Annotated in this window: 23 protein-coding genes; 19 read left to right on the top strand and 4 right to left on the bottom strand. The window is 31.8% G+C overall.

Translation table 11 applies throughout. The annotated features are described in order from the left end of the window. The first annotated feature begins 40 nt into the window (after positions 1–40). Positions 41–856, top strand: coding sequence for an alpha/beta fold hydrolase (locus ACO6VN_RS08195; RefSeq protein WP_064205230.1), 816 nt, complete (start codon positions 41–43; stop codon positions 854–856). Positions 857–937: 81 nt separating this feature from the next. After that, positions 938–1,345 (top strand): transcriptional regulator, SarA/Rot family, encoded by a 408-nt coding sequence (locus ACO6VN_RS08190; RefSeq protein ID WP_017000064.1) that lies wholly within the window; start codon positions 938–940, stop codon positions 1,343–1,345. A gap of 222 nt (positions 1,346–1,567) precedes the next feature. Here the strand turns inward: ACO6VN_RS08190 and ACO6VN_RS08185 are convergent, their stop codons facing one another. Both ACO6VN_RS08185 and ACO6VN_RS08180 read right to left on the bottom strand, forming a co-directional pair. Then, on the bottom strand, positions 1,568–2,128 hold the full coding sequence (locus ACO6VN_RS08185; protein ID WP_064205231.1) for a class I SAM-dependent methyltransferase: 561 nt from the start codon (positions 2,126–2,128) through the stop codon (positions 1,568–1,570). Continuing rightward, entirely contained in the window at positions 2,125–3,084 is a 960-nt protein-coding gene (locus ACO6VN_RS08180) for a TIGR01212 family radical SAM protein (protein WP_017000066.1), read from the bottom strand. Before ACO6VN_RS08180 ends, ACO6VN_RS08185 begins: the two co-directional genes overlap by 4 nt. Positions 3,085–3,204: 120 nt before the next feature. On the opposite strand from ACO6VN_RS08180, the gene ACO6VN_RS08175 reads away from it, so the two are divergent. The 3 genes from ACO6VN_RS08175 (at position 3,205) to ACO6VN_RS08165 (ending at position 7,384) form a co-directional block, all read left to right on the top strand. Then, positions 3,205–4,383 carry an MDR family MFS transporter gene (locus tag ACO6VN_RS08175; RefSeq protein WP_194201381.1) on the top strand — a complete coding sequence of 393 codons (1,179 nt, stop codon included), beginning with the start codon at positions 3,205–3,207 and terminating at the stop codon, positions 4,381–4,383. A 285-nt stretch (positions 4,384–4,668) separates the two neighbouring features. After that, entirely contained in the window at positions 4,669–7,053 is a 2,385-nt protein-coding gene (gene leuS, locus ACO6VN_RS08170; RefSeq protein WP_422404457.1) for a leucine--tRNA ligase, read from the top strand. A 19-nt stretch (positions 7,054–7,072) separates the two neighbouring features. Next, positions 7,073–7,384 (top strand): rhodanese-like domain-containing protein, encoded by a 312-nt coding sequence (locus ACO6VN_RS08165; RefSeq protein ID WP_017000068.1) that lies wholly within the window; start codon positions 7,073–7,075, stop codon positions 7,382–7,384. A gap of 143 nt (positions 7,385–7,527) precedes the next feature. Here ACO6VN_RS08165 and ACO6VN_RS08160 read toward each other — a convergent pair whose 3' ends face one another. Then, positions 7,528–8,787: an NAD(P)/FAD-dependent oxidoreductase gene (locus ACO6VN_RS08160; RefSeq protein ID WP_216683582.1), complete on the bottom strand. Its 1,260-nt coding sequence runs from the start codon at positions 8,785–8,787 to the stop codon at positions 7,528–7,530. A 123-nt stretch (positions 8,788–8,910) separates the two neighbouring features. On the opposite strand from ACO6VN_RS08160, the gene ACO6VN_RS08155 reads away from it, so the two are divergent. The 11 genes from ACO6VN_RS08155 to ACO6VN_RS08105 all read left to right on the top strand — a co-directional run bounded on the left by ACO6VN_RS08155 (position 8,911) and on the right by ACO6VN_RS08105 (position 19,135). Next, positions 8,911–10,545: a putative polysaccharide biosynthesis protein gene (locus ACO6VN_RS08155; RefSeq protein ID WP_194201378.1), complete on the top strand. Its 1,635-nt coding sequence runs from the start codon at positions 8,911–8,913 to the stop codon at positions 10,543–10,545. A 2-nt stretch (positions 10,546–10,547) separates the two neighbouring features. Then, positions 10,548–11,249: a pseudouridine synthase gene (locus ACO6VN_RS08150; protein WP_422404456.1), complete on the top strand. Its 702-nt coding sequence runs from the start codon at positions 10,548–10,550 to the stop codon at positions 11,247–11,249. Positions 11,250–11,321: 72 nt separating this feature from the next. Then, positions 11,322–11,735, top strand: a complete 414-nt coding sequence (locus ACO6VN_RS08145; RefSeq protein WP_194201376.1) for a YtxH domain-containing protein — start codon at positions 11,322–11,324, stop codon at positions 11,733–11,735. Between the two features lie 222 nt (positions 11,736–11,957). Continuing rightward, positions 11,958–13,376: a dipeptidase PepV gene (pepV, locus tag ACO6VN_RS08140; protein WP_422404455.1), complete on the top strand. Its 1,419-nt coding sequence runs from the start codon at positions 11,958–11,960 to the stop codon at positions 13,374–13,376. Then, positions 13,373–14,233 (top strand): D-amino-acid transaminase, encoded by an 861-nt coding sequence (dat, locus tag ACO6VN_RS08135; protein WP_194201375.1) that lies wholly within the window; start codon positions 13,373–13,375, stop codon positions 14,231–14,233. The genes pepV and dat overlap by 4 nt, the downstream gene beginning before the upstream one ends. Positions 14,234–14,478: 245 nt before the next feature. Further along, positions 14,479–15,270, top strand: coding sequence for a phosphotransferase family protein (locus tag ACO6VN_RS08130; protein ID WP_017000073.1), 792 nt, complete (start codon positions 14,479–14,481; stop codon positions 15,268–15,270). Between the two features lie 13 nt (positions 15,271–15,283). Further along, complete coding sequence (trmB, locus tag ACO6VN_RS08125) at positions 15,284–15,919, top strand: tRNA (guanosine(46)-N7)-methyltransferase TrmB (protein WP_017000074.1); 636 nt, start codon at positions 15,284–15,286, stop codon at positions 15,917–15,919. Positions 15,920–16,019: 100 nt separating this feature from the next. Beyond that, entirely contained in the window at positions 16,020–16,427 is a 408-nt protein-coding gene (locus tag ACO6VN_RS08120; protein WP_194201374.1) for a nuclease-related domain-containing protein, read from the top strand. A gap of 296 nt (positions 16,428–16,723) precedes the next feature. After that, entirely contained in the window at positions 16,724–16,888 is a 165-nt protein-coding gene (locus ACO6VN_RS08115; RefSeq protein ID WP_194201373.1) for a hypothetical protein, read from the top strand. A gap of 215 nt (positions 16,889–17,103) precedes the next feature. After that, positions 17,104–17,946 (top strand): YtnP family quorum-quenching lactonase, encoded by an 843-nt coding sequence (locus ACO6VN_RS08110; protein ID WP_422404454.1) that lies wholly within the window; start codon positions 17,104–17,106, stop codon positions 17,944–17,946. Continuing rightward, positions 17,936–19,135, top strand: coding sequence for a MalY/PatB family protein (locus tag ACO6VN_RS08105; protein ID WP_422404453.1), 1,200 nt, complete (start codon positions 17,936–17,938; stop codon positions 19,133–19,135). Before ACO6VN_RS08110 ends, ACO6VN_RS08105 begins: the two co-directional genes overlap by 11 nt. A gap of 46 nt (positions 19,136–19,181) precedes the next feature. Here the strand turns inward: ACO6VN_RS08105 and ACO6VN_RS08100 are convergent, their stop codons facing one another. Next, a complete protein-coding gene (locus ACO6VN_RS08100) occupies positions 19,182–19,496 on the bottom strand; it encodes a hypothetical protein (protein ID WP_017000601.1) in 315 nt (104 codons plus the stop codon). 78 nt (positions 19,497–19,574) lie between these two features. On the opposite strand from ACO6VN_RS08100, the gene ACO6VN_RS08095 reads away from it, so the two are divergent. The 3 genes from ACO6VN_RS08095 (at position 19,575) to ACO6VN_RS08085 (ending at position 22,123) form a co-directional block, all read left to right on the top strand. Then, entirely contained in the window at positions 19,575–20,651 is a 1,077-nt protein-coding gene (locus ACO6VN_RS08095) for a M42 family metallopeptidase (RefSeq protein ID WP_194201370.1), read from the top strand. A 144-nt stretch (positions 20,652–20,795) separates the two neighbouring features. Next, positions 20,796–21,812, top strand: coding sequence for a PTS transporter subunit IIC (locus tag ACO6VN_RS08090; RefSeq protein WP_017000602.1), 1,017 nt, complete (start codon positions 20,796–20,798; stop codon positions 21,810–21,812). Further along, positions 21,809–22,123 (top strand): thioredoxin family protein, encoded by a 315-nt coding sequence (locus tag ACO6VN_RS08085; RefSeq protein ID WP_194201369.1) that lies wholly within the window; start codon positions 21,809–21,811, stop codon positions 22,121–22,123. The genes ACO6VN_RS08090 and ACO6VN_RS08085 overlap by 4 nt, the downstream gene beginning before the upstream one ends. Positions 22,124–22,252 lie beyond the last annotated feature (129 nt).

The following is a 22,252-nucleotide window of genomic DNA, read 5'->3' as shown; positions in this document are numbered from 1 at the left end:
AACAAAAAAGTAGCTATTTAGGTAAAAGGAGTAATATATTATGTGGAAATGGGAAACTGAAAAAGAAGCTAAAGGTATTGTAGTAATCGTACATAATATGCTTGAACATACTGGACGTTACGCGTTCGTTATTACAAAGCTACGTAGAGAAGGTTACCACGTTATTATGGGTGACTTAAGAGGTCAAGGACAAACTTCAAGAGTACATAGAGGGCACATAGATGATTTTGAAGAATATCATGAGCAAGTTTTAGAATGGTTATCAATAGCGGAGGAATACCATTTACCTGTTTTCACTTTAGGCGTTGGATTAGGTGGATTGATTCTTTTAAATTTATTAGAGAAAGTAGACTTAAAAGTTGAAGGTGTTTTACTTATTTCTCCATTAGTAGCTTTTCAACAAAATATTTCGACAAGAAGAAACTTTTTAGCTTCTAGCTTCGGTACAGTTGCAAAAGATGCAAAATTTGACGCTGGAATTACTATTGAAAGTTTAACTAGAAATAAAGAAGTAATCGATGATACAAATAACGATGCTTTAATGCTTAATAAAGTTAGCTATCATTGGTATAAGACAATTTTAGAAACGATGAAGACGACAATGGAAAATCTTCAACATATATCATCTATTCCATTACTATTGATGGCAGGTACAGAAGATAAAATTGCTGACTTAGATTCTATTAAATCAGTAGCAAGACACATTAATACAAATGAGCTTTATTATAAATCTTGGCATGGTTTAAATCATGAAATACACAATGAGCCTGAACGAGAAAATGTCATGAGATACTTGATATCATTTATGAATAACCGAATTCATTACGTAGGCTTACTTATAGAAGATGAAGAATAAGAAATAATAATCATACATAATAAGATTTAAACCTATCATTGTGGGTATATTATATTTATATGACACACTGGAGGAGAGCTTATGGGATATAAAGAGGGCGATATAAGTGACTTAATCTTATTAGATGATATTCAAAAAAATATAAATAATATTTTTGATAATATTGAAGAGGAATTTCAAATTGAAAAAGAAGAATTTTTAACATTAGTAGTTTTATGGAACAAAGGTTCAATGAGTTTAAAAGAATTGGACGAACACATTGATATCAAACCATATAAAAGAACTAGGTTATATAATAATTTAGTTAAAAAAGGTTGGATTAAAAAGACAAGGCCGGAAGATGATGAAAGAACAGTTATCGTAGAAGTTAATCAAGAGTTTGACGAGCATAAAAATGACTTAATTAAATATGCTTGTGAGGAAATTAAAAAAAGACAAACTTTGTTTGAAGAGCAATTCAAATCTATAGTTAATACATGTAATATCTAAACGAAACTACATATACTTCCACTTATTTAATTTATAAAATGTAAAAAGAGTCCGGGACATGAATTTGTTTCGGGCTCTTCTATTATATTAGTTGTAGTTGAGCAAGGGGATAAAAGTTCATTCTTAAGTTAATGTTATAGTTAATCCAATAAGGAATAATAGCTCTTGTTTTATAAGTTATATTCAAAAAAGAGCTAGGGATATATATCCCTAGCTCTCTTATTAATTTCTTTTTTCTATACCTATAATATATGGAGGATTATTCTTTTGGTTAATAAATTGATAGTTAAGTACATGTGCTTCATTTTGATCTATATTTTTAACAAAGTTTAATACATCATTTGATTCGATTTGTCCTTCTGGATGCCCTGGATAAACAACAAGCACAATAATGCCATTCTTTTTAGTTAATTCAAATAATGATTGAATAGCTGATATGGTAGTATTTGAGTTTGTTGTAATACTTTTGTCTCCTTTAGGTAAATAGCCTAAATTAAAGATAGATGCGTCGATACTAGTATGTTCTGTAGAAATGATGGCAGCAGCTTTTTCATGTCCTTCTAAGTAATATTGAATATTGTTAAATGCTTGGGTCTTTTCTTTAGTACTATTAATAGCTTCTTCTTGAATATCAAAAGCATAAACTTGACCGTTTGTTACTTGATTGGCAAGAAATAAAGTATCATTTCCATTACCACATGTTGCATCAACTACGATACTATTTTTATCTATATGACTTGAAATTAAATGCCTAGCAAATGGCAATATTCCTTCTACAATCATGATTGAACGCTCTCAGCTTTAATGAATTTTGAACCTTGCATTGTCCCACGCGCTTTTAATTCATTGTCTATAGAATTCAATACTTCCCATTTATTAACGCTCCACATTGGACCAACCATTAAATCAATAGGGCCATCCCCAGTAATTCTATGAATAATCATTTCTTCTGGTAAAATTTCTAATTGATCACAAACAAGATTTGTATAATCTTCTTGTGTCATAAATTCAAGCATACCTTTTTCATATTGTTTAACCATTGGCGTACCTTTTAATAAATGTAGAAGGTGGATTTTAATTCCTTGAACATCCATTTGAGCTACTTCTTTAGCTGTTTCCATCATCATATTATAATCTTCACCAGGTAAACCATTAATAATATGTGTACATATGTTGATGTTATGCTTTCTTAATTTTTCTATACCTTCATAGTAGCATTTCATATCATGTGCACGATTTATAAGATCAGAAGTTTCTTGATGCACAGTTTGTAATCCTAATTCTACCCATAAATATGTACGTTCATTTAATTCAGCTAAATATTCAACAACATCATCAGGTAAACAATCTGGTCTTGTTGCTATAGATAAACCTACAACATTTTTTTCAGACAATGCTGCTTCGTATTTTTCTCGTAACACTTCGACTGGGGCATGAGTATTTGTGAAAGCTTGGAAATAGGCGATATATTTACCTTCAGACCATTTTTCATGCATTTTATCTTTAATTTCTTTAAATTGTACATGAATTGGTTCAGCTCTATTACCAGCGAAGTCACCACTACCAGCAGCTGAACAGAAAGTACAACCACCATGAGCAACGGTACCATCTCGGTTTGGACAATCAAATCCACCATCGAGTGCTATTTTAAATATTTTTTCACCAAATTTATTTTTTAAATGATAATTCCATGTATGATATCTTTTGTTATCAAAGGCAAAGCGGAATTGTTCTGTCAATTTATTTCACATCCTGTTCTACAAACTTATCTAAAGCATTTTAACATATAATATTGAACTTTTGCAGAAAAAGGTTTAGACTATTCAAATTGAGAAAAAAATTGACGGGAGTGATGCCCTTTGAAAATGCCGAAAATCGTAAAGTGGCTTATTATTGGAATGGCAATTAACATAACGGGCGCTAGTTTTTTGTGGCCTTTAAATACGATATATATGAATGAGGAATTAAATAAAAGTTTAAGTACCGCCGGTGTTGTATTAATGATTAACGCATTTGGGAGCGTAATCGGAAATTTACTGGGCGGTTCTTTATTTGATAAAATTGGTGGTTTTCGATCTATCATATTTGCTTCTATTATAAATATAGGAAGTTTAGTTGGTTTAAATTTCTTAAATGACTGGCCGTGGTATCCTTTCTGGTTAGTTATTCTAGGATTCGGTGGTGGCATAATCGTACCTGCAATTTATGCGATGGCTGCAGCAAGCTGGCCTAATGGAGGAAGAACAACATTTAATGCTATTTATTTAGCTCAAAATTTAGGTGTTTCTATTGGTGCTGCAGCTGGTGGTTTTGTAGCAGACTTCAGCTTTAAATATATATTTATGGCTAATTTGTTATTATATGTTGTATTCATTATTATAGCTTTACGTTATTATAATGTAGATTTAAATGTAAATGTGAAAAATAACGAGGGTATTTCAAGTGCTGTAGAAGTTAAAGATAAAAAGAAATTCAAAGCACTGATTTTATTATGTGTGATGTTTAGCTTATGTTGGATTGGTTATGTTCAATGGCAAACGACAATTGCGACATATACACAATCAGTAGGCATCTCCTTGAAGCAATATAGTCTTCTTTGGACTGTCAACGGCGTGTTAATATTAGCTGGACAACCATTAATCGCACCATTTATTAATCGTTTTAAAGAACGTTTAAAATTACAAATGAGTGTTGGATTAGGTATTTTTATAGTTAGTTATTTAGTAACAAGTGTGGCGGAACAATTTACGATGTTCGTTGTAGGTATGGTTATTTTAACTTTCGGTGAAATGTTTGTTTGGCCAGCAGTTCCGGCAATTGCGAATAAACTTGCACCTAAAGGTCGTATGGGAGCATATCAAGGTATTGTAAATGCATCTTCAACTGTAGGTAAAGCTTTTGGGCCTGTAGTGGGTGGTGTTATCGTAGATGTATTTGATATGAAAGTCATGTTCTTTAGCATGATTGCCTTAATTCTTGTCGGTTATTATTTCTTAATAATTTACGACAAAGGAATAAAAAAGGGGAATGTTGCATAAAATGAAATAAAACTTGCAAATTCCTTAGAAATTGAATAATATTAAGAATGTATAGGAGTAGTAACTTTAATGCGAATCTTTAGAGAGTCAGTGGTGGTGGGAACTGATGATATCCATTAAGTGAACTTACCAGATGATAGTATTAAATTAAAGCAATCTTAAACCATATAAATGAAGTGCACTTTTTAAGTGAATTCTGGGTGGTACCGCGGCATTATATTTTAGTCGTCCCAACTGTAACTATGGTTTGGGGTGGCTTTTTTTATTTTACAGGAGGAACAATTAATGAATTATAATCATCAACAAATCGAGAAAAAATGGCAAAATTATTGGGAAAATAATAAAACATTTAAAACAAATGACAATTTAGGTCAAAAGAAATTTTATGCTTTAGATATGTTCCCATATCCATCAGGAGCTGGATTACACGTAGGACATCCAGAAGGTTATACAGCGACTGATATTATTTCAAGATATAAACGTATGCAAGGGTATAACGTTTTACATCCAATGGGGTGGGATGCGTTTGGTTTACCAGCAGAACAATACGCTATTGATACTGGTAATGACCCTAAAGCATTTACTGCTCAGAACATAGCTACGTTCAAGAGACAAATTCAAGAACTTGGCTTTTCTTATGATTGGGATAGAGAAATCAATACAACAGATCCTGAATATTATAAATGGACTCAATGGATTTTTATTCAGTTATACAATAAAGGTTTAGCATATGTAGATGAAGTAGCAGTTAACTGGTGCCCAGCTTTAGGTACAGTATTATCTAACGAAGAAATTGTCGATGGTGTGTCAGAACGTGGTGGACACCCAGTAGTACGTAAGCCAATGAGACAATGGGTATTAAAAATAACTGAGTATGCTGATAGATTACTAGAAGATTTAGAAGACGTAGATTGGCCTGAATCTATTAAAGATATGCAAAGAAACTGGATTGGTCGTTCAGAAGGTGCAGAATTAACATTTAACATAGATGATACAGACTTATCATTTAACGTATTTACAACTCGTCCAGACACAATATTTGGTGCTACTTTTGCAGTGTTATCACCAGAACATCCATTAGTAGATAAAATTACTACTGAAGATGAAAAAGAAGCAGTAGATCAATATAAACTTGAAGCTTCTCGTAAATCTGACTTAGAAAGAACAGATTTAGCAAAAGATAAAAGCGGTGTATTTACTGGAGCATTTACAACTAATCCATTTACAGGTCAAAAAATGCCTATATGGATTGCTGATTATGTATTAATTAGTTATGGTACAGGCGCTGTTATGGCAGTTCCAGCACACGATGAAAGAGATGGAGAATTTGCTGAAAAATTCAATTTAGACATCGTTACTGTATATGATGAAGATGGAAAAATGATAGATTCAGACAAGTTAAATGGTCTAACTCAAGAAGAAGCGGTACCTAAAGCAATTGAAATGTTAGAAGAAAAAGGTATCGGTGAGAAGAAAATTAGCTATAAATTAAGAGATTGGTTATTCAGTCGTCAACGTTATTGGGGTGAACCAATTCCAGTAATACATTGGGAAGATGGCACAATGACCACTGTACCTGAGGAAGAATTACCGTTGTTATTACCAGAAACTAACCAAGTTAAACCATCTGGTACAGGAGAATCACCATTAGCTAATATTGATGAATTTATTAATGTAGTAGATCCAGAAACAGGTATGAAAGGTCGTCGCGAAACGAATACTATGCCACAATGGGCTGGTAGTTGTTGGTATTATTTAAGATATATAGACCCTCACAATGATGAAATGTTAGCAGATCCCGAAAAACTAAAACATTGGTTGCCTGTAGATTTATATATTGGTGGAGTAGAGCATGCAGTGTTACACTTATTATATTCAAGATTTTGGCACAAAGTTCTTTACGATATCGGTGTAGTTCCAACTAAAGAACCATTCCAAAAATTATATAACCAAGGCATGATACTTGGTGAAGGTAATGAGAAAATGAGTAAATCTAAAGGTAATGTTGTTAATCCGGATGATATCGTTAAATCTCACGGTGCAGATACATTGCGTCTATATGAAATGTTTATGGGACCTTTAGATGCGGCAATCGCTTGGAGTGAAAATGGTTTAGATGGTTCACGTCGTTTCTTGGATAGAATCTGGAGATTACTTGTAACAGAAGAAAATCAACTTACAGATAAGGTTGTAGACGAACAAACACCTGAATTAGATAAAGTTTACAATCAAACTGTTAAAAAAGTAACTGAAGATTTCGATACATTGAACTTTAATACAGCTATCAGTCAGATGATGGTGTTTATCAATGATTGTTATAAGCAAGATAAATTAAGTAAAGCTTATGTTGAAGGCTTTGTGAAAATGTTATCGCCTATAGCACCTCATATTTCAGAAGAACTATGGGCAAAATTAGGACATGACGATACGATTGCTTATGAAGAATGGCCAACATTTGATCCTTCTTTACTTGTAGACAATGAAGTAGAAATTGTTATTCAAGTTAATGGTAAATTAAAAGAAAAAACTAAAGTTTCTAAAGATTTATCTAAAGAAGAAATGGAACAGTTTGCTTTAGAAATTGATAAAGTGAAACAAGCAATTGAAGGCAAAACAGTACGTAAAGTGATTGCCGTACCTCAAAAATTGGTTAATATTGTAGCAAATTAAAAAGAGGAGTGTAATCAAAATGGAAGAAATAACAATTAAAGAATTAGCAGACAAAATAACTTCAAGCAGTCCTATTAACATAGTAGATGTTAGAGAAGACGAAGAAGTAGCAATGGGTGTAATACCTGGTGCAAAACACATCCCAATGGGAGAAATACCAAACGAATTAAATCATTTTAAAGAAAATGAAACATATTATATAGTATGTGCTGGTGGCGTTAGAAGCGCTAAAGTTGTAGAATATTTAAACGACCATGATATAGACGCTGTGAACGTTGAAGGAGGCATGAATGCGTGGGGCGACGAAGGACTTGAAAATAAAAGAGTTTAAATAAACTCGCAATATTAACTATTATGAAAAACAAGGGTAAGACATTAATAATGTCTTACCCTTGATTTATTTATGCTTAATGTGAAGAGAGTATAGCGCTAACGAGCAAGAGTATGGAAACATGCTCGTTAGCGATGTAATTCCTAAGAATTATATAACGAAGCGTTATGCCCGGCAACATAACCAGTAACAAGTGCACTTGTTATATTATATCCACCTGTATAACCGTGAATGTCTAACACTTCACCTGAGAAGAATAAGCCAGAGCAAATTTTTGAATGCATCTTATTTGGTTCGATTTCTTTTATATTTACGCCACCACCAGTAACGAATGCTTTATCGATTGGTAAAGTTCCGTTAACAGTAAAAGTGAATGCTTTTAAGTTTTCTACGAAAGTCTTGATAGATTGTTGTGATAAATTGTGATAAGTTACATCCAAATTTATATCTGACTGTTCTAATAGAAAATGCAGATAACGTTCCTGTATTAAACCTTTTAACGCATTTTTAATAGCTTTATTTGGTTCGTCTTTTAATTTTTTTATAATTTGTTGTTCTAAATCATGTTGTTTTATTTCTGGAAAGGCATCAATAGCCATTTTAATCTCTTGTTTCTTTTGTGATTTTTGTTCTTTATATACGAACTGGCTACATCTTAATGCAGCTGGTCCTGAAACACCGAAGTGGGTAAACAACATATCCATTTGATGTGTAATTCTTGGTTTTCCATTTTTCTTTAGAACGGAAAGCCCTATGTCTTGTAAACTGAGACCTTGTAATATTTTATTTTTAATGAATGGCTCACTTGATTTGATAGGTACTTCAGTTGGGAATAATTCAGTTATGGTATGTCCATGTTGTTCAGCAAATTTGTAGCCATCTCCAGTGGAACCTGTATGTGGGACGCTACAACCACCGGATGCTATAATAACTGTTTGTGAAGGTATGAAAGTACCATTTTGTAATGTTACACCAGTTATTTGTTGATTTTCACTTTCGATTGATGATACTGTAGTTTCTTGGCGAATTTCAACGCCGTTATCTTTAATGGCTTTTACGAGTGCATCGACTACATCTTGTGCTCTATTTGAAACAGGGAACATGCGTCCATGATCTTCTTCTTTAAGGTTTACATCACGAGATTCGAAAAAATCAATAATAGATTCATTATCAAAAGTCGAAAATGGGCTGTATAAAAACTTTCCATTTCCTGGAATGTTTTTTATTATCTCTTCGTATGGGAGTCGATTTGTAACGTTACATCTGCCACCACCAGATATACGTAGTTTTCGGCCGAGGCCTTTTTTCTTTTCTATTAATAGAACGCTTTGACCATCTTTACTGGCACTGTAGGCAGCCATTAAACCACTTGGTCCTGCGCCTATTATAATTGTATGATACATAAGTTACCTCCAAAGATTTATGTAATGATATTTTAACGAATAATGGTTTTTAAAAAAAGTAGTACAATAGAAATAAACCTGTTATTATTAAATTTAAAAGTAAATTGAGATAGGGATGAAAATATGTCAGAGAGTAAAGCGCTTGTGAGAGGGACATTTTTACTCACAGCTAGTATTTTAATTACAAAAATATTAGGTATTTTATACTTAATTCCTTTTTACGCTATAATCGGCGATGAAAAAAATCTTGCACCATTTACATATGCTTATCAACCATACACAATCATGATAACAATCGCAACTGCTGGTGTACCATTAGCAGCTGCTAAATATGTATCTAAATATAACGCATTAGGTGCTTATAAAGTAAGTCAAAAATTATACCGGTCGAGTTTTATAGTAATGTCTATTACTGGTTTAATTGGATTCTTATTACTGTTCTTCTTATCACCAACGATAGCTCAATTAACATTAGCAAACAAAGGTGGTATAGAAGGTGGATGGAAAGTTGAAGATATTACTAATGTAATTCGTACTATTAGTTTTGTTGTTCTTTTTATTCCTTTATTAGCAACTTGGAGAGGTATTTTCCAAGGCTTCAACTCAATGGGTCCTACTGCAGTTTCTGAAGTGACTGAACAAATTGCTCGAATTGCATTTATTTTAGGCGGAAGTTACATTGTTCTATATGTAATGGATGGTTCAGTATTAGTAGCGAACCAAGTTGCTACTTTTGCAGCTGGGATAGGTGCGATTGTTGCCCTATTAACGTTATTATATTACTGGATAAAACGTAGACATTTAATTAAAGCAGAAGTTGCACAAGATACGAGCGATATAGATGTTTCCTATGTCAAAATATATAAAGAAATCATTAAATACAGTATTCCATTTGTAATTGTAAGTTTATGTTTTCCAATCATAAATTTAATAGACCAGTTTACACATAATACTGGACTTGCTATAGCTGGAGTAAATAGTTCTCTTCACGATGTTTATTTTACAATGCTTAGCATGACTACTAATAAAATTGTAATGATTCCTACTTCATTAGCGGCAGGTTTCGCTGTAAGTTTAGTACCGTTTATTACTAACACTTACAATTCAGGAAGAATTGATGAAATGCATATACAAATAAGAAAATCATTAGGAGTACTACTATATTTAACTGTTCCAGCTTCATTAGGTATTATGGTATTAGCACAACCATTGTATAATGTGTTTTATAGTTATAGTCCAATGGGTACAGAAATTCTATTCTGGTATGCACCAGTTAGTATATTAATAGCGTTATTATCAGTAACAGCATCGATGCTTCAAGGTATTGATAAACAAGCATTAACAGTATGGATAGTGATTGGCGCATTAGGCGTTAAAGCAATCATCAATTTACCTTTAATTATTGCTTTTAATACTTTAGGAGCAGTATTAGGTACTGCAATTGCACTATTGATCGCAGTAGCATTAAATTGTTTTGTTCTTTGGAAACATGCTAATTATAAGTTTAATGTAACAATTCAACATACATTGAGAATTCTATTTTATACAATTATCATGATGTTGTTCGTAGAATTAAGTTACTTTATTATTTCATTAATTATTGATCCAACATCGAAATTGGGTGCTTTAATCGTATTAATAGTAGGTGCTCTAGTTGGCATGATTGTATATGGTTATTTAACAATGCGTTCTCGTTTAGCTGATGAATTCTTTGGTGATTTAACTGCTAAAATAAGACGTAAAATTAAGTGGGTGTAGAAATGAGACTAGATAAATTTTTAGCTAATGCTGGAATTGGAACTCGAAAAGAAGTTAAAAAATTTGTAAAACAAAATTTAGTAACTGTTAATGATGAACTGGTTAAAAAACCAGATATTCATATTAATCCAGAAGAAGATATTGTCGTTTTTGATGAAATACCTATAGAATACGAACCAGTTGTTTATTTAATGATGAACAAGCCAGCAGGATTTATATCAGCAACTGAAGATGATGAGCACGAAACAGTTATCGATATCGTTCCAGAATATATGCATATGGATTTATTCCCAGTTGGACGATTAGATAAAGACACAGAAGGGTTATTATTACTAACAAATGACGGGAAATTTTCTCATCAACTAATGAATCCTAAACATAAAGTGCCAAAAAAATATTATGCTGAAGTTGATGGTCATATAAAAGAAGAAGCGATTGAAATTTTTAAAAATGGAATAGATCTAGGTGACTTCACTTCATCTCCAAGCGAATTAGAAATTATAGAAGATGATGTTCAATCAAAAGCATATGTGACGATTTATGAAGGAAAATTTCATCAAGTGAAAAGAATGTTTCATTCAATTGATTGTGAAGTTACGTATTTAAAACGAATTCAAATAAATAATTTGAACTTGGATGAAGAATTAGCTTTAGGTGAATATAGACATTTACTTGAAGAAGATTTTAAATTATTAGGATTATAAGAATAATTATATGTTTGAAAAATACTGTGTTGGGTAAACTAGTATTATTAAATAAATAGAGGTGGATATAAAATGGCTAAAAAAGCAGGATTATTTAGAACATTAGTTGTATTAGGGGGAACTGCAGCAGCAGTAGTATTATCTAAAAAAGAAAACAGAGATAAGCTAAAAAATGAATATGATAAATATAAAGAAGACCCTGAAAATTATAAAGCATCAGCAAAAGAAAAAGCGTCTGAAATAAAAGGTAAGGCACAAAACGAATATTCTAAATACAAAGAAGATCCAGAGTCTTATAAAGAAAAAGCTAAAACAGAATTGAAAAAAGCTAAAGAAAATCCTAAAGGCTATGCTTCAGATGCAAAATCACGTTTGAAGAAAGATGATAGTGATAATACTGATTTACGTGAAGCTAAATTCGATGATGAAGGTGGAACAGCAAACGGCAATTTAAGAATTGTGACTGAAGAAGATTTAAAAAAATAATAATTTATTTTAAGACCGACAGTTTTGTCGGTCTTTTTTACTCTATAAGGTCGATAAAAATTTGGGAAATAAAAATGTTAAATACACACGACTATAGTCGTATGTATAAGGAAATAATAAGTAGTTAAAAAACTTAAGAATTTTTGGTATTTCTATTTCATATTTTTAAAATTTTCATGTATCATATAGATAACTATTCAAGTAAGAAAGAGATGATTTCCGATGTGGAGAAATAAAGTTAAAGAATATGAAAAAGATATTGTTGAAGACTTAAAAGGTTTATTAAGCATTGAAAGTGTAAGAAATGATGCAGAAAGTAATGTTGATGAACCAGTTGGCCCAGGTCCGAAAAAAGCACTGAATTACATGTATAAACTCGGAGAAAGAGATGGGTTTAGTTATAAAGATATTGAAAACATAGTCGGAAGAATCGAAGCGGGTAAAGGTGATGACTTATTAGGAGTTTTATGTCATGTAGACGTAGTACCAGCAGGTGCCGGTTGGGACACAGATCCATTTGACCCAGTAGAAACTGAAGATACTATTATCGCTAGAGGTACTTTAGATGATAAAGGTCCTACAATTGCAGCTTACTACGCTGTAAAAATATTAGAAGATATGAAAGTAGATTGGAAAAAACGAATACATATCATTGTAGGAACAGATGAGGAATCTGATTGGCAGTGTACTGATAGGTATTTTGAAACTGAAGAAATGCCTACAATCGGTTTCGCTCCTGATGCAGAGTTTCCATTAATTTATGGTGAAAAGGGAATCGTCACTTTTAATATTTTACAATCTGGTTATGAAGAAGACGATGATGAGCCTGAAGTTGAATTAAAAGCATTCTTCTCGGGTGAACGTTTTAACATGGTACCTGATACTGCTCAAGCCAAACTTTTAATTAAAGAACAAATGACAAACGTTGTTCAAAATTTCGAAACATTTTTAGAAGAGAATGAAATTGAAGGTGAAACTTCAATAGATGAAGGTTTCTTGAATTTAACTGTTCATGGTAAATCGGCTCATGGTATGGATCCATCACAAGGTATTAACGCAGGCTTACTTTTAATACAATTTTTAAACAATTTAAATTTAGATAAATATGCAAATTCATATGTGAAATTTGCCAATGATTATTTAGTAAATTCGCCAAATGGTGAAAAAATGGGTATGAAATTTGCGACTGAAGAAATGGGAGAAGTAACTACTAATACTGGAATAATGAGTTATACTGATGTTGATGGTGGACAATTTGGTATTAATTTGAGATATCCAGAAGGTTTCAACTTTGAACAATCTTTAACACGATTTACTGAAGAAATTGCAGATAGAGGATTTGAAATAGATATGGATAAACATCAGGAACCTCATTATGTAGATAAGAATGATCCGTTTATCGATAAATTATTGTCTGCATACCGCAACCAAACTAAAGACTTATCAGAGCCGTTTACAATTGGTGGAGGCACTTATGCTCGCAATCTAGATAAAGGCGTTGCATTTGGAGCAATGTTTAAAGAATCAGAAGATTTAATGCATCAAAAAAATGAATATATTACAAAAAAACAATTATTTGATGCAACTGCTATTTATTTAAAAGCTATATATAATATTTGTGTAAAGGATGATGTAGAGTGACATTTGTATATATTAATGATGAATTTGTAGATGAATCAGAAGGCAAGGTTAGTTATACTGATAGAGGTTATAATTTCGGCGATGGTATATACGAATATATACGCATCTATGACGGTAATGCATTCACAGCTAAAGAACACTTTGAACGCTTATTCAGAAGTGCAAAGGAAATCGGCTTAAATTTAGAAGATTATACTGTAAAAAGCTTAACAGAATTAATTGAAGAATTGGCAGAAAAAAATAACGTCAAAAATGGTGGCGTATATATCCAAGTAACACGAGGAGTCGCACCAAGAAATCATCCTTTCCCAGAAGCGAGCACGAAACCTGTATTCTCAGCATTTTCTAAAAGTTATGAAAGACCATACGATGAATTAGAAAATGGCATAAAAGCAATTACTGTAGATGATATTAGATGGCTAAGATGTGATATTAAAAGCTTGAATTTACTCGGTAATGTCTTAGCTAAAGAGAAAGCAACTCAAAGTGATGCTGGAGAAGCTATCATGCATAGAGATAGAATTGTAACAGAAGGAAGTTCTAGCAATGTTTTTGCTGTAAAAGACAGTAAAATATATACACACCCAGCGAATAATTTAATTTTAAATGGTATTACAAGAAGAGTTATCAATGAGATAGCTAACGAATTGAATATACCATTTGTTGAGGAACCTTTTGATGTAGAGTTTTTGAAAAGTGCTGATGAAGTTATAGTTTCAAGTACTTCAATTGAAGTTATGCCGGTAATTCAAGTGGATGACACATTCATTTCTAATGGTACAGTAGGTAAAATTACAAAAGAATTACAAAAATCGTTTAACAATTATATAGAGTCAAACATAGAAAAAATATTTTAGTGTAATTTATTAATATAGTGTAAACCACGTAAATACTGAACTTTATAGATATTTTGTATCTGAATAGGTTCAAAATACCCCAAAGTTTTCATTTATGTGGTTGAAATCTGCACAGAAAAATAATAAAATTTAAATCAAGCGCACTAAAATGACAAAAAATAAACGGGTTTTTTAAGATTAAGTAATGACTCTTGAAAATTGATGTTCATGAGTCTTTTTCTTTTTCTGAAAGTGAGGTGGATAGGTTGGAACATTTTTATCAATTAGGATGGACATTAGACTCAGCAGGTGGGGCATCTGGTGAAGCATATATGGCAGAACAAGACGGCCGCAAACTCTTCCTAAAAAGAAATTCAAGCCCCTTCTTAACAGCTTTGTCAGCTGAAGGGATTGTACCAAAATTAGTTTGGACAAAAAGAATTGAAACTGGAGAAGTTGTAACTGCACAACATTGGAAAAATGGTCGAGAGTTAGTCCAAGATGAAATGAATTCTAACCGCGTTGCCAAACTTCTTAAAAAAATACATTCTTCAAAACAATTACTTAATATGTTAAAGCGTATGGAAATGAAACCTATGCACCCAGAGTTATTATTTAATAAAATTAATAGTTCTTTATCTAGGCATGTATTAGCGAATAGAACTGTTAGAAAAGCGTTGCTATATTTAGAAGAAAATATGCCAATGCTAGATAGTCGCTTCTATACTGTTATACATGGCGATGTGAATCATAATAATTGGCTTTTATCTGATCAAGACGAATTATACTTAGTAGATTGGGAAGGCGCGATGATTGCTGACCCTGCTATAGATATAGGTATGATATTGTATACTTATGTTGATGAAAAAGATTGGGTTGATTGGTTAAGTAAGTATGGTATTAATGATACACATGACTTAAAGAAAAGAATGAAATGGTATACGCTTATACAGGCTATTGCTATGGTTGAGTGGTACGAAGAAAAAAAACGCTATAATGATATGAATGATTGGTTGAATTTCTTAAGTGAAGTCATGAATCGAAATGTATTTATATAAGGAGTTACTTTGAATGAGAATGAGAAATAAACCTTGGGCAGATGATTTCTTAAAAAGTCATCCCCAAATTGTTGATGTTGATTTGAATCAGCAGTATAAAATGGCTGAATGGTTTGAAAAAGACCAACCAATACACATCGAAGTTGGTACAGGTATGGGTAGGTTTATAACTGAAATGGCAAGACGTCATCCAGAAATTAATTATGTTGCAATAGAAAGAGACAAAAACGTCATGGTTCGAGTATTAGAAAAAGTAAAAGAATTAGAACTTGAGAATATTAAGTTGATTAATCAAGATGCTAAATTACTTACAGAGTACTTTGTAGAAAATGAAGTATCGAGAATTTATTTAAACTTTTCTGATCCATGGCCGAAAACACGTCACACAAAACGTAGATTAACATTTTCATCGTTTTTAGAAATCTATCGACATATATTAAAAAAAGACGGACAAATCCACTTTAAAACAGATAACCAAGGATTGTTCGAATATAGTTTAGAAAGTATGTCAGCCTTCGGAATGACATTCGACTTAATCAATTTAAACTTACATGAAAATGAACCAGAAGAGAACATACGCACAGAATATGAAGACAAATTCTCAAACAGAGGATTTAGAATCTATCGTATGGAAGCAAGTTTTAAGTAATGTAGTTAAAAAGGACGAGACAGCCATGTCTCGTCCTTTTTTTCTTTTCTATATAATAAAAAGCGTTTATAATTATATAAAAAATATTGGAGGTTTGCCGATGCAAAATATAGTATATTTTACTTCTTTAACTAATAGAATTGATAAAAGTTCACTTGATAGTCAAATGGCTACTTTTTTGAAGGGACTAGAAGGCGAAGTAATTATTTATCAAAAACTAAAACTAATTAATCATTTACCATTTCTCTACAATATTGAACTTAATATAAATAATAGAGTACAAATAGATTTTTTAGTCGTTTTTGATGATTATGTTTATCACTTTGAAATAAAAAATTATAGTGGTGATTACTATATAAAAAACGACCAATTTATAAATGATTATGGAAGTATGTTTTATACACCATTTCAACAGTTATATCGAGCTAATAATGAATTACAACTGCTTTTAAAGAAATGTGAAATTAATAGAGAAATAAAGACTATACTAATCCCACTTTTACTTTAAAATCCCAAATACCGCCCCAATATGAAGTTCTATTACCAACTGAATTACATAAAATCCAAAGATTGTTCAAAAATTATAAAACAGCAGAAAATCATAGAATTTTAAAAATAATTGAAGAGGAAAAGAATACTTTTTCTGACATATATCAAAATAATAAGAGAGTCCCATTTGATGATATTAAACATGGCTTGAAGTGCCCGAATTGTAAAAGCGTTGATAAACTAAACATAAGCGAGAAGAAGAAAAGTGTATGTTGTACTATCTGCTCAAATAAGTTTAGTAGAAGAAGTATATATTTGTATAACTTAAAAGAACTGTTTATTTGTAAAGGCGAACCATTTACATTACAAGATGCAGAAAGATGGTGTAGTACTAATAATAAACACACACTGAGAAGAATTTGTAATAAATATTTTGAATTTATTGAAGGCAAGCCAAGAAAGTATTACTTAAAACTTTAAAATTGTATTAAAAGCCGAAGTACAGTTTCGAAATGTAGCAAGACGATGTCCATGTGCAACATAGCGCTCCCGAAAGTTGCAAGACACGGTCGACATGCAACATAGCGACTCACAACTATTCTTTTACCATCACAAAACATATTTATCTAAACCTTGATGGGTGTTCATTATAATAATAAATGATAAAATAATAATAATGAATGGAGGGGAATATATTGTTTAATATTGGAGAATTCAATTTATATCCATTACAAGGTGGTATTACGAATATGGACGGTGGAGCCATGTTTGGTGTTGTACCAAGACCATTATGGACGAAGAAGTATCCGTGTAATGAACGCAACCAAATACCACTAGTATGTCATCCTATTTTAATACAAAATAATAATCATAATATGATTATTGATACTGGTGTGGGTAATGGAAAATTTACTGAAAAACAAAAACGTAATTATGGAGCTACATATGAAAGTGATATACATGGTTCTTTAGAACAATTTAACTTAACAGTTGATGATATAGATATTGTAATTATGTCACATATGCACTTTGATCATGCTTGTGGGCTAACAACGCCGGATGGTCAATCTGTATTTAAAAATGCTGTCATATACACTTCGCAAATAGAGTGGAATGAAATGAGAGCTCCTAATATTAGAAGTAAGTCTACTTATTGGGAAGAAAACCATAAAAATATTGAACATCAAGTTGTTACATTCAAAGATGAATTTGAAGTTATACCTGGTATAACGATGAAGCATACAGGAGGCCATAGCGCGGGACATTCAGTTATTGAAATTGAAAGCAATGGGGAAAAAGCAGTTCATATGGCAGATATATTTCCAACATTTGCACACTTAAATCCACTTTGGGTTACAGCATATGACGATTATCCTATGGATTCTATTAATGCTAAAGAAAGATTAATGCAAAAATATATAAAAGAAAATTATTGGTTCTTGTTTTATCACGATATTAATCATTTTGCAGTTAAGATTGATGATGAAACGAGAAAAATTAAAAACGATATCAGAAGGGATGAGCTAATTGAAGTATAATTTTGATGAAGTTATCGATAGAAGAGGTACAGCTACAGTTGCTTATGACGGGCAACAAAAAGTATATGATTACGAGAATTTAGAACCATTTTGGATAGCTGATATGGATATTAAAACGCCTGAATTTATTATAGAACATTTGAAAAATAAATTAAATCAAGCACATTTTGGTTATTTAGTGTGGAAACAAGATGAATATTTAAATGCGATTAAAAATTGGTATAAAAAAAGATTCAGCGTTAACGTTCAAAAAAATGATATATACTATGTGCCAAGTATATTATTCACAGTCACAGAAGTGATTCGTGAATTTACGAAAGAAGGAGAAGGTGTTCTTATTCATACACCATCTTATAATGCTTTTCTTAACCTTATAGAAGGAAATAAAAGAGAGGTAGTTGAATCTCCTCTTATCCAAACTGATGAAGGCTATAAATTAGACGTAGAACAATTTGAAAAAGTAGCTTCTAGGGAAGATGTGAAAGTTTTAGTATTTTGTAATCCTCACAATCCAACAGGTAAAGTTTGGACTAAAGAAGAATGTGAGCAAATAAAAGAAATATGTGAGAGACATGATGTGTTTATAGTTTCTGATGAAATTCATATGGATTTTGTAAGAAGTGAAAACGGCTTTTATTCTATGGCAAATCTTATGCAGTTAGATTCTCCAATTTTAGTGGTAACAGGCTTAGGAAAGACATTTAACTTAGCTAGTTTAGCAAGTAGCTATATGATTACAAAACATCGCTATTTTACAATGCAATTTAATAGAAAACTAGGAACTTATTATGGACTTGCAGCTGCTAATACTTTAGCGGTAGAGGCGGTAAAAGTTGCATATAACCAAGCTGAAGAGTGGGTTGATCAATTAAACGACCATATAGAACGAAATATGGGAATTTTAAAAGAATTCGTAGATAATGAAATGTCAGATCAATTAAGTTTTATTAAGCCTGAATCGACATATTTAGCATGGATTGATTTCTCAAATAGTGGTTATAGCGAGGAAAAAGTACAAAAAGCGTTACAGTCTGTTGGTAAAATCGCGACTGGTATTGGAAATTCATATGAGCTTGATGAAAGTCATCACTTTAGACTTAATGTAGCATGTAGTGAAGATAAATTAATTGGTGGATTAGAAGCTATTAAACAATCATTTAACGCTTTAGACAACGATGAAATAGAATAAAGAAAACATAACGTACAAAAAATGTACGTTATGTTTTCTTTGAAAATTAAATTTCATAAATGTCTATAACTTGACCGTTGAAAGCATCGGCAATAAATTCGTAATGGACTGGGCTACCATTTTTGTTAATTGTTATTCCACCATGAACTACTTTAGTTTCAATACCAAACTTTTGGTAGGTCTTTGGGATATGTAAAATGTAAGAACCTTCAACGTCATTAAATTGGCTTTTTACTTGTTTTAAAATTTCTTCGCAGCTGTAATGTTTAAATTGTTTAAAGTAAATTAATGCTGTAAGAATCCCTATACCAGTAAAAATTGAAAACAATAACATGACTAGTCGCAACTTATTATTTTGCATGACCATGCCTCCTTTAACTTAAATCTAGTGTACCATAAAGAAAGAATGATAGATAAAATTTTAGCAAGGAGAATCATTATGACACAAATTGGACAAGAAACAATAAATAGAATGAGAACTTTGACTGAATTACATGCTGTACCTGGCTTTGAAGGTGAAGCTCGTGAATATTTAAAAGAACAAATGGAACCTTTTGTTGACGAAATAATCGGCGATAATATGGGGAGTATTTATGGTATAAAAAAATCTAAAAAAGAAAATGCACCAAAAGTTTTAGTTGCAGCCCATATGGATGAAATTGGATTTATGGTAACAGAAATGACAAAAGAAGGCATGTTGAAATTCACACCTTTAGGTGGTGTATCATCTGATGTATGGCTATCACAAACGTTACAATTAAAAACAAGAGATAATCAATATTACAATGGCGTAGTAGGTAGTATTCCGAAACATTTTAGAACTGGTAAAGAATCTGGTGTTGCAATTGAAGATATGTTGTTAGACGTTGGAGCAGAAAATATGCAACAACTTAAAGATATGGGAATCAATATTGGAGATACAATTGTACCTAGAACAAATCTAGAGCAACTCACTGAAAACAGAATTTTAGCTAAAGCATGGGATAATAGATATGGATGTTTAGTTGGGTTAGAATTATTAGAAGCAGTTAAAGATATTGATTTAGATGTTGATTTATATGTAGGCGCTAACGTACAAGAAGAGGTTGGATTACGCGGTGCTTCAGCAAGTGTTAACTTAATAGAACCTGACTTAGCCTTAGTAGTAGACTGTTCACCTGCCAATGATATGAAAGGTCATATCGGATTATCTGGAGCACTAGGTGAAGGTGTGTTAATAAGAATTCTTGATAGAACTATGATTTTATCTGAAAGAATGAGAGACTATTTAATTAATATAGTTGAAGAAAAAGATATTAATCATCAATATTTCCAATCACCGGGAGGTACAGATGGCGGTGAGATTCATAAAGCATTAACAGGTATACCAACTGCAGTTATTGGTGTTTGTGCACGTTATATTCATACAAGTAAAGCGATATATGATGTTAGAGATTATTTAAATGCTAAACAATTATTAGTAGAAATTGTTCAAGACATTAATAAAGAAAAAATCGAACATTTAAAATATAATTAGAATTTAAATAAACTAGCAGATAGTTAAATATAACATCTCGCTATTATTAAGGTTAATTATATAAGACACATGTCGTTATTAATATTAAATTTAATAATGATATGTGTTTTTTTATAGTATAATCTTTTTTAAGGAGTGTGAATAATGATCAAAATAAAATCTTTTTTTAGTAGAACGATTATAGATGGATTAAGTTATATGGCTTTAGGTTTATTTAGTACTTTAATTGTAGGGCTTATAATTGAAACACTTGGCCGTACATTGAATACATATTTTGATACATCAATAATGATTGAAATAGGAAAGTTAGCACAAAATTTAACTGGAGCTGGGGTAGGGGTAGCTGTTAGTTATGGTTTAGGTGCCTCGCCACTCATCATTTTTGCAACAGTAGTAACTGGTATGTATGGTTACGAACAAGGAGGAGCGGTTGGCAGTTATTTATCTTCAGTCTTTGCAAGTGAATTAGGAAAAGTATATTCAGGGAAAACTAAAATAGATATTATTTTGTCTCCAATTTTGACATTATTAGTAGGTGTTTGTATTGCGAAATTTATCGCACCATTTATCGATGCGTTTATGAAACACTTAGGAAATTGGATCCAAATAAGCACGGAACAACAGCCTTTATTGATGGGAATATTCGTAAGTTGTTTAGTAGGAATGACTTTATCTAGTCCGATTTCTAGTGCAGCTTTATCTTTAATGTTAGGTTTGAGTGGAACAGCCGCCGCAGCAGCCACTATTGGCGGATGTTGTCACATGGTAGGATTTGCAGTAACAGGATATAGAGATAATGGTATTTCAGGTATCATTGCACATGGAATTGGAACAAGTAAGTTACAAATTTCAAATTACTTAAAACACCCATTTATTTTAATTCCACCTGTAGTAGCCAGTATTGTAGTAGCTCCAATAATGACAGTGTTTTGGCCGATGGAAAATAATGCAGCTGGAGCTGGCATGGGTTCAAGTGGGTTTGTTGGTCAAATTATGACAATACAAACGATGGGCGCATCTACAGAAGTATGGTTACAAATTCTATTCTTCCATTTCTTATTACCGGCTGTAGTCAGTTTATTTGTTTATCATATACTGAAAAGATATCATATGATTAAAGGTGGACAACAAACAATTATGATAGGAAGTGTAAAAAAATGAAACAATTAACATCGATAGAAGAATTTAATCAATTAACAAATGACTCAACCGTTTTCATGTTCACGGCTTCATGGTGTCCTGATTGCCATTTTATTGACCCAGATTTACCGGCATTAGAACAAAAATACAATGATTATCAGTTCGTCTCGGTAGATAGAGATGAATTTATTGAATTATGCCAAGAAGTTGGTGTGATGGGTATTCCGAGTTTTGTAGCATTTGATAATCAAAAAGAACTAGGAAGATATGTTGGAAAAGAAAGAAAAACTATAGAACAAATAAGTGAATTTATAGAAGGATTGAAGAAATAAATTGAAAAAAAGTAGGTTGAAATAAAAGTTGATTTTATTTCTCGAAACCTACTTTTTTCATTGATTTAAATAAGTTTATCACTGTAACATGGCGCTAATTTGTTGTAAACTAGATAAAGGTATAAAAAT

Source organism: Mammaliicoccus sp. JADD-157 (assembly GCF_049310805.1).
GTDB lineage: Bacteria > Bacillota > Bacilli > Staphylococcales > Staphylococcaceae > Mammaliicoccus > Mammaliicoccus lentus.
This window is presented reverse-complemented; position numbering and strand designations above follow the sequence as displayed.